At 68.5% G+C, this 12,329-nt stretch carries 10 protein-coding genes and 1 pseudogene; 8 read left to right on the forward strand and 3 right to left on the reverse strand.

Annotation, left to right across the window (positions count from 1 at the left end):
* Window positions 1-84: 84 nt before the first annotated feature.
* Complete coding sequence (locus Q8814_RS19815) at window positions 85-1,461, reverse strand: alpha/beta-hydrolase family protein (RefSeq protein WP_330153709.1); 1,377 nt, start codon at window positions 1,459-1,461, stop codon at window positions 85-87.
* The gene (locus Q8814_RS19820; RefSeq protein ID WP_330153710.1) at window positions 1,458-2,084 is read right to left on the reverse strand and encodes a hypothetical protein; all 627 of its coding nucleotides are present in this window, start codon (window positions 2,082-2,084) and stop codon (window positions 1,458-1,460) included. Before Q8814_RS19820 ends, Q8814_RS19815 begins: the two co-directional genes overlap by 4 nt.
* A 134-nt stretch (window positions 2,085-2,218) precedes the next feature.
* On the opposite strand from Q8814_RS19820, the gene Q8814_RS19825 reads away from it, so the two are divergent.
* The 7 genes from Q8814_RS19825 (at window position 2,219) to Q8814_RS19855 (ending at window position 10,814) form a co-directional block, all read left to right on the forward strand.
* Window positions 2,219-3,451, forward strand: a complete 1,233-nt coding sequence (locus tag Q8814_RS19825; RefSeq protein ID WP_330153711.1) for a sensor histidine kinase — start codon at window positions 2,219-2,221, stop codon at window positions 3,449-3,451.
* A gap of 75 nt (window positions 3,452-3,526) precedes the next feature.
* Complete coding sequence (locus Q8814_RS19830) at window positions 3,527-4,204, forward strand: response regulator transcription factor (RefSeq protein WP_330153712.1); 678 nt, start codon at window positions 3,527-3,529, stop codon at window positions 4,202-4,204.
* Window positions 4,205-4,362: 158 nt separating this feature from the next.
* Window positions 4,363-5,394: a 6-phosphofructokinase gene (locus Q8814_RS19835; RefSeq protein WP_330153713.1), complete on the forward strand. Its 1,032-nt coding sequence runs from the start codon at window positions 4,363-4,365 to the stop codon at window positions 5,392-5,394.
* Between the two features lie 42 nt (window positions 5,395-5,436).
* A complete protein-coding gene (gene gatB, locus Q8814_RS19840) occupies window positions 5,437-6,948 on the forward strand; it encodes an Asp-tRNA(Asn)/Glu-tRNA(Gln) amidotransferase subunit GatB (protein WP_330153714.1) in 1,512 nt (503 codons plus the stop codon).
* An 11-nt stretch (window positions 6,949-6,959) separates the two neighbouring features.
* Window positions 6,960-8,156, forward strand: coding sequence for a cation:proton antiporter (locus tag Q8814_RS19845; RefSeq protein WP_330153715.1), 1,197 nt, complete (start codon window positions 6,960-6,962; stop codon window positions 8,154-8,156).
* A 160-nt stretch (window positions 8,157-8,316) separates the two neighbouring features.
* Window positions 8,317-10,635 (forward strand): carbon starvation CstA family protein, encoded by a 2,319-nt coding sequence (locus Q8814_RS19850; RefSeq protein WP_330153716.1) that lies wholly within the window; start codon window positions 8,317-8,319, stop codon window positions 10,633-10,635.
* The gene (locus tag Q8814_RS19855) at window positions 10,632-10,814 is read left to right on the forward strand and encodes a YbdD/YjiX family protein (protein ID WP_330153717.1); all 183 of its coding nucleotides are present in this window, start codon (window positions 10,632-10,634) and stop codon (window positions 10,812-10,814) included. Before Q8814_RS19850 ends, Q8814_RS19855 begins: the two co-directional genes overlap by 4 nt.
* Here Q8814_RS19855 and Q8814_RS19860 read toward each other — a convergent pair.
* Complete coding sequence (locus Q8814_RS19860; RefSeq protein WP_330153718.1) at window positions 10,811-11,959, reverse strand: PQQ-dependent sugar dehydrogenase; 1,149 nt, start codon at window positions 11,957-11,959, stop codon at window positions 10,811-10,813. The genes Q8814_RS19855 and Q8814_RS19860 overlap by 4 nt on opposite strands.
* Window positions 11,960-12,037: 78 nt before the next feature.
* Here Q8814_RS19860 and Q8814_RS19865 point away from each other — a divergent pair.
* Window positions 12,038-12,329: pseudogene (locus Q8814_RS19865) on the forward strand (DoxX family protein); the annotation flags it as partial.

Genomic DNA, 12,329 nt, shown 5'->3' on the forward strand with positions numbered 1-12,329 from the left:
AGGCCGCACGGGGTCCGATCGTGGCCTGACCACCCGGCGTCCGGCGACCCGCCGGTCCCGTTTCCGGGGCCGGCGGGTCGACGCCTATCTGCCGTCCGGGGCACACCGGACCTGGTCCTGCCCGTAACGGTGCCCGTGTCCGGGCGCCGCGTCGAGCGAGCCGATCAGGTCCACGGTGGTCTGCAGGAAGCCGACGACCGGGAGCCACAACGGCACTGGGGCGTCGATCCGGGTGTGTGACAGATCCGGCGGCGACCACAGCAGGGACGGCTGCCACCACACGACCGGATCCGAGCTGTTCGCCAGGACGGTCGCGCGACCGGCACGCACCGCCCCGGCCGGTGGTCCTACCCACAGCGCCTCGCACGGACCGGGCTCGGTGTCCGCGAACGCGGCGCTACCGCCGATCGCGCCCAGGCTCTGCCCGTACACGTGCAGGGCCGGTCGCCGCTGCGAAGGCAACGCCGCCAGGTGCTGCCGGACCGCATCGACGAGAGCGCGGGCCGATTCCGTTGCGGCGCCGCGGTCGAACAGGAACGTCACCCAGCTCGGCGTATCCGAATACTCATGCGCCACGATCGCGACGTCGCCGCCCCACGCCGCCTCGAAACCGTCCACCGCGCGGCCGTCGACCCAGCCGGAGCCGGTCGGCACCGCGACCACGAGGTGCCCGCGGTCGAACCCGCCGGTGCGCTGAAGTTCCCGGACGGCCAGTGCCGCACGTGCCCGCGGGTCCGGCGCGGACCCGAGGCCCACATATACCCGCACGGAAGTCTCGGCGGCGCCGACGGCGAACCGTCGGCCCTGAGCGTCGAGACTCTCCCACGGCACCAGTGATCCCGGCGCTCCGGACGCTCCGGGTGCCGCGGGCGGCGCGGACCCCGCGGCGGCGCCCGCCGCGCTGGTCAGTCGTGTAGCTGCAGGAGCGGCACCGACCCAAATGAGAGCCGCGGCCGCAGCAACAACCGCGATCGCACCGCGCCGGCCGAGGCCGCGGAGGATCACCCGCACGCCGTGCGCGATGCCCGTGGTGAACGCGACGACGGTCGTGGCACCGGTGAGAACCTCGAGCCAGTACCTCGGTCCGATCGCCGGCATGTCCATCGCGAGGCGCAATCCACTCTGCCAATGGTGTGCCACGGTGCCGATCACCGCGACCGACGCCGACGCCACCACCAGCGCGAGTAGCCGAAGCTCGGTTTCGGAACCGGCGCCTCGCCGTGGGCTGCGCCGACCGAGCCGGCGGACCGCCGCCGTCACGGCCAGCGCAACAACGACGAGAATCCCGGAGAAGAGTGCCTGCGTCATGGATCCGCGCGGTAACAGCGACGGCGCGAGCGACACCGACGATGCGATCGTGACGACGACCGTCGACCCCACTCGCGGACCGGAGTGCGTCTGCGGCGCGTTCCTCCCGCGTCGCCGCAGGGCGCGTGCAACAACGATGGTGTTCGAGCTCATCGGATGCGTCCTCTCGAGGCCGCTGCGCTCGCGGCGAGCGCAGCGGCCGTGGCCAGATACGGGACCGGTGATTCGGAAACCGGCAGACGGTAACCCTGTCTCCACGAATTGATCCGCACGACGGCCGAAGCGACGAATGCGACGGTGTCGCATGCGGGAACCGTTGCCGCAGAAGAAGTGCGGCATGAAGCTCGTAGATTTCGCGCCAGCTGCGCATCGAGGTCACGGCGAGCCTGCGGCTCGAGCTCCCCGCCGGTGTCGCGTGCGTACCGCAGCAGGTCGTAGCCGAGATCGTGCACCCGGCAAGCCGGTTCGAAGATCTCTGGCAACGGCACCGGCGACGAGCAGTCACCGTCCGGGTCGGCAAGCACCTCGTCGGCGGTGAACCCCGGCTCGGCGACGGGGGCATAGTCCATCACGGTCGCGAAATCGTCCGGGAACAACGCGGCCGCCGTCGCCGTGTCGTCCTGCACCAGCGCCGTGACGGTCGCGGCCGCCGCCTCGTTCGCCACCGCCGGTGCCACCGGCACGGTACCGGGCGCCGCGGCACTCACACACAGTGCCGCGCCGGCACCGAGAACGACGGTCACCGCGGCGCGTGTCGTTGCAGATCGAAATGTCATGGCGGCGACGCTAGGAACGCGCTGCCCTCGGCCGGATCACACGACAGAGCGGTCCCTCGGGGCGCGTGTGCCACCCCGGTACCGGCCGGTTCTCACTCCCCGGTATGAGGACAGACGAGACTCCGGCTCCTAGCGTGAACACCGTGAAATCGTTGATACGCACAGGCTCGAAGGTCGCGGTCCGGCACGGCCGAGGCCACTGGTGGACGATCGCCGTCGTCGCCGTGACGTTGATTCTGTACTCGATCGCGTGGCCGACCCTGCCGCTGACCCACGATGTATCTCCACCGCTGATGCCGCTCATCTCTGCCCTGGCGGTGTTCCCCTTTCTGCTCGTCCGGACCCGCCCGGCGCTGGGCTGGGCGATCGCGGCCGCTGCAGCCCTGGCCATACCCTGGGCATTCGATCGCCTCGAGGGATACGACTACCCGTGGCAGGTCGTTCATATCCTGGTTGTGCTGGCCCTCCTCGCCGCCGTGAGCATCCGGGAGGAGATCCGCGTCGTGCTGGTGGTGTGGCTCGCCACCGTCCTGCTGTTCTTCGGCTATGTACCGGGACACGACGGCTGGGGCTGGGCAGTCGGCCTGACCGCAATCGTCGTTTTCGGACTGCTGGTGCGCTGGCTCGTGGTCTCGCGCAGGCAACTCGCCAAGGAAGAGGAGATCAGCGAACTCGAACGTGCCCGCCGCGCGGTCCTCGAGGAGAAGGCCCGCATCGCGCGGGATCTGCACGACATCGTCGCGCACCACATGTCCATGGTCGTGGTGCAGGCACAGAGTGCCCCGTATCGACTGCCCGATGTCTCCGACGACGCGCGCGCCGAATTCGATTCGATCGGGGCCACCGCCCGGGAAGCTCTCAACGAAGTGCGCGGCCTGCTCGGCGTTCTGCGCAGTGACGGGCAACTTCCCGAGAACGAGCCGCAGCCCGGCATCGATCGCCTCGACGAACTGTTCGACGGATCGCGCCGCGCCGGGATGCGGCTCGACGCGCAGCTGGTCGGCGACCCGGCCACAGTGTCCGATGCGGCGGGACTCGTGGTGTACCGGATCATTCAGGAGGCGCTGGCCAACTGCGCCCGGCATGCACCCGGTGCCGAAGTCACCGCACGCGTGGATATTTCGGTCGACACGGTGACGGTGTCCGTGACCAACGGTCCGCGCACCGCACCGGGCACAACGCGTCCGCCGGACGACCGTGCCGGGGGAAGCGGTATCCGGGGCATGGCCGAGCGTGCGATGGCAGTGGGCGGGCGGCTGGTGGCACATCCGCGCCCGGACGGCGGCTTCGAGGTGCATGCGGTGCTACCCACGATGCCCGCAGCCCCGGTAGGTCTCGCCCTCGATCCCGGATTTCCTGCGCAATGAGGGAAGATGGCCGGGATCGACGGGGACGCTCGCAGGCCCCACCTGTCTGCGACGCCGCGCCAGGGTAGGGGGCCGATGACCGAGCCGAGTTCCTCCATCACCGTGTTCATCGCCGACGACCAGGCCATGGTCAGGCAGGGCTTCGGAGCATTGCTCGCCGCGCAACGCGACATCTGTGTGGTCGGTGACGCCCCCGACGGGCGCGTCGCCGTCGCCGAAGTCGCCCGCCTGCGCCCGGACGTGGTGCTCATGGATGTGCGCATGCCGGAGATGAACGGGCTCGACGCGGCCCGGCACATCCTCGCCGACACCCGCGAACCGAAAACCCGGGTACTCATGCTCACCACCTTCGATCTGGACGACTACGTGTACGAGGCGCTGGGGATGGGCGCGAGTGGGTTCCTGCTCAAGGATGCACCGGCCGACGAACTCGTCCGGGCGGTGCGGGTGGTGGCCGACGGCCAGGCGTTGCTCGCACCCACGGTCACCCGCCGCCTGATCGCCGATGTCACGCGTCGCCGGACGCCGCGCCGCGCCCGCGACCGCGCTCTCGACGCGCTGACTCCGCGTGAACTCGAAGTGCTCGAACTCATCGCGCGCGGGCTGTCCAATCAGGAGATCGCTGCGAGCCTGTACGTGGCCGAGCAGACCGTGAAAACGCACGTCGGCAAGGTGTTCGGCAAGCTGCAGTTGCGCGACCGTGCGCAGGCAGTCGTCCTCGCCTACGAATCCGGACTCGTGACACCCGGTTAGGTGCGCGTTCCCGCGCGCCGGCTCGCTTCTCGCTCCTGCAATTGCCGTAGCGGGCAGCCGGGGCGGTAGCGGGAGCCTCCGACCGGATAAGGATGCCTCGCGCGCACACAGCAGGCAGGATGACAGTGCGGCACGAAGTCCATCGGCGGAAGGCAGGCATGACGAGGATCGGCATTCTCACCAGCGGCGGCGATTGCCCAGGTCTCAACGCGGTGATCCGCGGGGCGGTTCTGAAGGGCACCGAGGTGCACGGCCAAGAATTCGTCGGGTTCCTCGACGGCTGGCGGGGTCTGGTCGACGGCGATGTGATTCCCTTGGACCGCAGCCGGGTTCGCGGGCTCGCGCAGCAGGGTGGCACGATTCTGGGTACCAGCCGGTTCGGTCCGTATCAGGGACCGAACGGTGGCGCCCAGAACATTCAGGCCACACTCGATCGGCTCGGGATCGACGCGGTGATCGCCATCGGCGGTGAGGGCACCGCGGCCGCGTCCAAGCGTCTGTTCGAGGATGGTATCCGGATCGTCGGAGTGCCCAAGACGATCGACAACGACCTCAGCCACACCGACTACACGTTCGGCTTCGACACTGCCGTCGAGATCGCAACGGTCGCGATCGACCGGCTACGGACCACCGGCAACTCCCACAAGAGGTGCATGGTGCTGGAGGTGATGGGCCGGCACGCCGGGTGGATCGCGCTCCATTCGGGGACGGCCGGGGGTGCCCACGCCATCCTCATCCCCGAGCACCCCGAGAGTCTCGATCAGATCTGCGAATGGGTGTCCAGCGTTCGTGATCGAGGGCGCGCCCCGATGGTGGTCGTCGCCGAAGGGTTCACCCTGCCGGACATGACCGAAGCGCATTCCACCAAGGGACTGGACGGATTCGACCGGCCCCGGCTCGGCGGGATCGCCGAAGTGCTCGCACCGTACATCGAAGAGCACACCGGTATCGAGACACGCGCGACGGTGCTCGGCCACATCCAGCGCGGTGGCGTCCCGACGGCGTTCGACCGCGTGCTGGCCACCCGGCTCGGCATGGCGGTGACCGATCTGGTGGCCGAGGAGGACTGGGGACACATGGTGGCCCTGCACGGCACCGCCATCGCGCGGGTCGGATTCGAAGAGGCGGTCGCCGACCCGAAGTACGTTCCCGACGAGCGTTATCAGGAGATGCGCATCATCTTCGGCTGACGCCGCGTCGACCGGTGGGTGGCGCCGTCTAAAATCGAGTACATGACTGCCTCCGTGTCCGTTGACCTGCTCACTTACGAAGACGTGCTCGCGAAGTTCGAACCCGTGATGGGCATGGAGGTGCACGTCGAACTGCACACTGCCACCAAGATGTTCTGCCCGTGCCGCACCGAGTTCGGCGCCGCGCCCAATACCCAGGTGTGCCCGGTGTGCCTCGGCCTTCCCGGCGCCCTGCCGGTGGTGAACCAGGCCGCAGTCGAATCGGCGATCCGTATCGGACTCGCACTGAACTGCTCGATCACCCCGTGGGGGCGGTTCGCGCGCAAGAACTACTTCTACCCGGATCAGCCGAAGAACTACCAGATCTCCCAGTACGACGAGCCGATCGCCACCGGCGGTTACCTCGACGTCGTGCTCGACGACGGCACCACGTGGCGGATCGACATCGAACGCGCCCATATGGAAGAGGACACCGGCAAGTCGCTGCACGTCGGTGGCGCGACAGGTCGCATCCACGGTGCGAGCCACTCGCTGCTCGACTACAACCGCGCCGGCGTGCCGCTCGTCGAGATCGTCACCAAGCCGATCACCGGCGCCGGCGAGCGAGCCCCCGAGGTGGCGCGTGCCTACGTCACCGCCCTGCGCGACCTGCTCAAAGCGCTCGACGTCTCGGACGTGCGCATGGACCAGGGTTCGATGCGGTGCGACGCGAACATCTCGCTGATGCCGATCGGTGCGAAGGAGTTCGGCACGCGCACCGAAACCAAGAACGTGAACTCGCTCAAGTCCGTCGAGGTCGCGGTGCGCTACGAGATGCGGCGCCAGGCCGCGGTTCTCGTCGCCGGCGGTGAAGTGATCCAGGAGACCCGGCACTTCCAGGAGGCCGACGGCACCACCTCTCCCGGTCGCCGTAAGGAGACCGCCGAGGACTACCGCTACTTCCCCGAGCCGGACCTCGAACCGATCGCTCCGGACGCCGCGTGGATCGAGGAGCTGCGAGGCACCCTTCCCGAACTGCCGTGGCTGCGCCGCGCCCGCATCCAGGCCGACTGGGGCGTCTCGGACGAGGTGATGCGCGATCTGGTCAATGCAGGCGCTCTCGACCTGGTCATCGCGACCACCGAGGCAGGCGCCCCCGCCGACGCGGCCCGATCGTGGTGGGTGTCGTACCTGGCACAGCAGGCCAACACGCGCGGCGTCGAACTGGCCGATCTGCCGATCACGCCCGCGCAGGTGGCTCAGGTCGTCGCGCTCATCGACAGTGGCAAGCTCAACAACAAGGTCGCCCGTCAGGTCGTCGACCATGTGCTGGAGGGCGAAGGCGATCCCGAGCAGATCCTCGATGCGCGTCCGGAACTTGTCGTCGTGCGTGACGACAGCAAGCTGCAGGCCGCCGTCGACGAAGCGCTCGCCGCGAACCCGGACATCGCCGAGAAGATCCGCTCCGGAAAGGTCCAGGCCGCCGGCAAGATCGTGGGTGACGTCATGAAAGCGACACGCGGCCAGGCAGATCCTGCGCGTGTCAAGGAACTCGTTATCGCCGCCTGCAGCTAAAGTAGCGGCGCATGGACGCCGCCGTTGCCACCTCGCTGCTGTGGATAGCCGCCGCCGCGGTACTGGCCCCGCTCATCGCCGGTGCGTTGCCGCGGCGCCTGGTCCCGGAGGTGGTGCTGCTCCTGGTGGCGGGACTCGTCATCGGCCCGTACGTCCTCGATCTCGCACAGGTCGACAGCGAGATCGGGATGCTCCGAGAGCTGGGTCTGGGCCTGCTGTTCCTGCTCGCCGGTTACGAGATCGATCCGCAGGAGGTGACAGGTCGTGGCGGTCGCCGCGCTCTTCTCACGTGGCTGGTGTGTTTCGGGCTGGCGCTCGGTGTGGTCGCGGCGCTCGGCGCGGCCGGACTGGTGCACTCCGGGATTGCCGTCGCGATCGCATTGACCTCGACGGCGCTGGGCACCCTGCTGCCGATTCTCGCCGACCGCGGGTTGGTCGAGACCCGGCTCGGACGGACGGTGCTCAACCATGGGGCGATCGGTGAGCTGCTTCCGGTGATCGCGATGGCGATCCTGCTCGGTGCGCGCGGCGCGGTGGCCTCGCTGATCGTGCTCATGCTGTTCGCCGCGGTCGCTGTGCTCGTCGCGGTGCTGCCGTTGCGGATCCTGCGGGAAGGCTCGCAGTTGCTGCGGTTCGTCCGCCGGACCTCGGAGACCACCGCCCAGACACCGATCCGGCTGGTGATGCTGCTGCTCGTCGGTCTGATCGCTCTCGCGGCGGTGTTCGATCTGGACGTGATTCTCGGCGCGTTCGCCGCAGGCTTCATCCTGAGGCGGGCCGTTCCGGGCGGCAACAGACAACTCGAGTCGAAACTCGACGGCCTGGCCTACGGATTCCTGATCCCGGTCTTCTTCATCACGTCCGGGATGGCGATCGACGTGCAGGCGGTGGCAAGCGCACCGCTGGTGCTGCTCGCGTTCTTCGGGATGCTGGTGCTCGTACGGGGTGTGCCGGTCTTCGTCGCCTCGCGCTTCGATCGAGCACCGGACGGTACCCGGTTCGACACGTCGGAACAGGTCCAGATCGCGTTGTACTCGACCACCGGGCTGCCGCTCATCGTCGCAGTCACGGGCGTGGCGGTCGCAGCCGGCCACATGTCGAATGCCAGCGCGTCGATCCTGGTCGCCGCGGGTGCCTTCACGGTGCTGCTTCTGCCCATGCTCGCCGGTGTGCTGCCGCGTCGTTCCGATGATCCCGTCGCGGTCTGAGATCTCGTCCCTGATTTCGATCCGCGCCCGAGGACGGCCGGTTTACGCTGAACCGCATGCCATGCGGGTCCCGCTCGTATCGCGTCCTCACCGGGGCACCGGTCCGAGAAGGGCGACCGGGCCGGTCCCGCCACCGCGCCGCATCTGGTGAGGAGTCGAAATGACCGTCCGACCCGTGCCCGAGACCCGCGCCCCCGTCGAATATCTGCGCACCGACCCGGATCTGCCACCGGTCGGTGTCGTCGACCGAACTCCGATATCGCCCTTCGCGCGCGTCGCGTTCGCGGTCCTGGCGGTCCTGGGTGCCGGCGCGTGGGCCATGATCGCATTCGTCCGTGGTGAGAACATCAATGCCGTCTGGTTCGTCATCGCGGCGGTATGCACCTACCTGATCGCGTACCGCTTCTACGCCAAGTTCATCGAACGCAAACTCGTGCAGCCGCGCGACGACCGCGCCACACCCGCCGAGGTCCTCGAGAACGGCAAGGATTACATGCCGACGGACCGCCGCGTGCTGTTCGGCCATCACTTCGCAGCGATCGCGGGCGCCGGCCCACTCGTCGGACCGGTCCTGGCCGCGCAGATGGGTTACCTGCCCGGCACCATCTGGATCATCGTGGGCGTCGTCTTCGCCGGCGCCGTCCAGGACTTCCTGGTGTTGTGGATCTCGTCGCGGCGTCGTGGCCGTAGCCTCGGTCAGATGGCCCGCGACGAACTCGGAACGGTCGGTGGCGTTGCCGCGCTGGTCGCCGTGTTCGTCATCATGATCATTCTCATCGCGGTGCTTGCACTCGTGGTCGTCAACGCATTGGCCGACAGCCCGTGGGGGCTGTTCTCCATCGCGATGACCATTCCGATCGCGTTGTTCATGGGTGTCTACCTGCGAATCCTTCGGCCCGGCAAGGTTTCCGAAGTCTCCCTCATCGGTGTCGTGCTGCTCGTGCTCGCGATCGTCGCCGGGGGTTGGGTGGCCGAGACCGATTGGGGTGCCCAGTGGTTCACGTTGTCGCCGGTGACGATCGCGTGGCTGATGATCGCCTACGGGTTCGCCGCGTCGGTGCTGCCGGTGTGGCTGCTGCTGGCGCCGCGCGATTATCTCTCCACTTTCATGAAGGTCGGCACCATCGCACTGCTGGCAGTAGGGATCCTCGTGGCGCGGCCCGTACTCCAGATGCCCGACGTCACCTCGTTCGCGATCGACGGCGACGGTCCGGCCTTCGCCGGGTCGCTGTTCCCGTTCCTGTTCATCACCATTGCGTGCGGTGCCCTGTCCGGTTTCCACGCGTTGATCTCGTCCGGCACGACCCCGAAGCTTCTGGAGAAGGAGAAGCAGACCCGGCTGATCGGCTACGGGGGGATGCTCACCGAATCGTTCGTGGCGATCATGGCACTGGTCACCGCATGCATCATCGACCAGCACCTGTACTTTGCGCTCAACGCCCCCGCCGCGCTGACCGGAGGTACCCCGGAAACGGCCGCGGCGTACGTCAACGGCCTCGGCCTGTCGTCGCCGGACGTGAGGCCCGACGAGATCGCCGCGGCTGCAGCGGCAGTCGGCGAAGAATCGATCATCTCGCGGACCGGCGGCGCACCCACGCTCGCGTTCGGTATGTCGCAGGTGCTCAGCGACCTGTTCGGCGGCGACAGCCTCAAATCGTTCTGGTACCACTTCGCGATCATGTTCGAGGCCCTGTTCATCCTCACGACGGTCGACGCCGGCACCCGCGTGGCACGGTTCATGCTGTCGGACTCGCTCGGCAACTTCGGCGGGCCGGCCCGCCGCTTCAAGGATCCGTCGTGGCGACCCGGTGCCTGGCTCTGCTCGCTCGTCGTCGTCGCGGCCTGGGGCGCGATCCTGCTGATGGGTGTCACCGACCCTCTCGGCGGTATCAACACCCTCTTCCCGCTGTTCGGCATCGCCAACCAGTTGCTCGCCGCCATCGCGCTGACCGTCGTCATGGCGATCGTGGTGAAGAAGGGGCTGCTGAAGTGGGCGTGGATCCCCGGTGTGCCGCTGGTGTGGGACCTCGTCGTGACGATGACGGCATCGTGGCAGAAGATCTTCTCCGGCGACCGAGCGGTCGGCTACTGGGCTCAGCACCGGGCATTTGCCGACGCCCAGAACGCGGGGGCGACGACCTTCGGTTCCGCCCGATCTGCCGACGAGATCGGCGCCGTCGTCCGGAACACCTTCATCCAGGGCACCCTGTCGATCGTGTTCGCGGTGCTGGTCCTCGTGGTCGTTGCCGCCGGAGTGGTCGTGTGTATCCGTGCCGTGCGGGCAGGTGGGCTGCCGACCACGGAGGCGGAGGATGTGCCGTCGAAGATCTTCGCACCTGCCGGATTCGTGCCCACCGAGGCCGAGCGGGACCTGCAGAAACAGTGGGACGAGTTGATCAGCGCCGGGAAGGTGCGCGCGCCCGGCGCGGCACGCCTGCACACCGACCACCACCGGCACGACGACGGGGTCGTCCCATGATCGCCGTGCTACGGCGGACGTGGTGGTGGATCGGCGCACTCATGGGCGATCACGACTACGCACGATTTGTGCAGTGGCACCGCCGTCATCATCCGGACCGGCCCGTGCCCACCGAGCGCGAGTATTGGCGCGACCGGCACGCCGCCGCCGATTCCGCTCCGGGAGCGCGGTGCTGTTAGTCGAAACCTCCACCGCCGGCCGGGAACTCGATTCGGACCACGCGGTCGTCGTTCGGCCCCGGTTCACCACCGGACTTGTTGACGGTCGCGACCCAGAGCCGGCCGTCCGGGCCGGCCGAGGCCGCACCGAGCATCCCGTAGCGGTCCTCGAGGGTGACCGCAGGCGCGGCGGTCACGGCACCGGACCCCGGATCGGTGGACAGCACCGCGAGTGCCTTGCCGTTTGAGAGAGACACCGCGACGCCGTCCGGAGCGGCGGCACATCCGGCGACACCGGGGCGCTCCGGCCAGGTCCAGGCCGGTCCGGTACCGACCGACCCGTCCGAGCCGACCCGTTGCAGCCGGTCCTCGAGTTCGGTGCGGTCGGTGACCCACAGGTTGCCGATCGGGTCCAGGCATACGTCTCCGGCGGTGCCGATGCCGGACAGTGTCACCGACGGTGCCGGAGCAGTGCCGGGCGCCGGCAGCGGTACTTCGAGGAGCTTTCCCGCGAGTGATGCGGGATCGTTTGCAGCAGCAGGATTTCCGGTGTTCCCTGTCAGTACCGCGAGTGCGGTGGGGGAGACGAACTCGAGTGCACCGCCGTTGCCGGTCGCTCCGCGCGGTATCCCGGTGAACACATCCTTGGGCGCGTCCCCGGCCGCGATGCGCACCACCCGATTGTCGACCGGAGTGGTGATGTAGGCGTACATCAAGCGGTCCTCGCCGAAAGTGGGGGACAACGCGATGTCGAGCAGACCCCCGTCGCCGGAGCCGTCGACCGGGATGGATGCGATCTCCACCGGTTCCGTCTCGGGTGCCACGCGAAGGATCCGCCCGGTGCGTCGCTCGGTGACCAGCGCGGAGTTTCCGTCGGGCAGCGCGACCAGCCCCCCGGTGGTGTCCAGGCAGGTCGCGATCACGGCCGGATCCGGATCCACGCACGGACCCGGCGGGACCGCCGGTGCACTCGGTGTGGTGGTGCTGGTAGGAGGATCGAGCGGACCGAAGCCGGGACCGGAATCGAACGTGGGCTCGGGAGTGAACGGAGTCGAGGCCGCATCGTCGAACTGAGCGCACGACGACACGGCCAGCATCCCGGCCACTGCCGCTGCCATCGCCGTGCGCAGCCGCCACGAACTCGTCCCTCGCGCACCCTTCGTCATGCCGCAAACGTTACCGGCACGACGCGCGACGCTCCGGATGCCGGGTCGCCGCGCTCTCCGCCGACCTACGCTGGTGCAGTGACCGACAAAGAGAACGGCAGCGTGCCGGAAGCGGGCTCGAGTCCCTACGACGAACCGACACTGCAGATGCGCCGCGATCGTCCGTCGAGGCTCGAATCCGATGACGACCTCGACCTCGACGGGTCGTCGTTCGAAAGTGCCCCGCCCTACGCTCCCGCGCCGACCGAACAGATACACCGGCCGGCTCCGGCCGGTGCGGTGACCGCCGACGAGCCACCGGTCGCCAAGGTGCGTCGCGGCACCCTCGATCTCGGGTTGCTGGTGCTGCGACTGGCCGTCGGCGGCACCC

This window comes from Rhodococcus chondri (assembly GCF_036327435.1).
GTDB lineage: Bacteria > Actinomycetota > Actinomycetes > Mycobacteriales > Mycobacteriaceae > Rhodococcus > Rhodococcus chondri.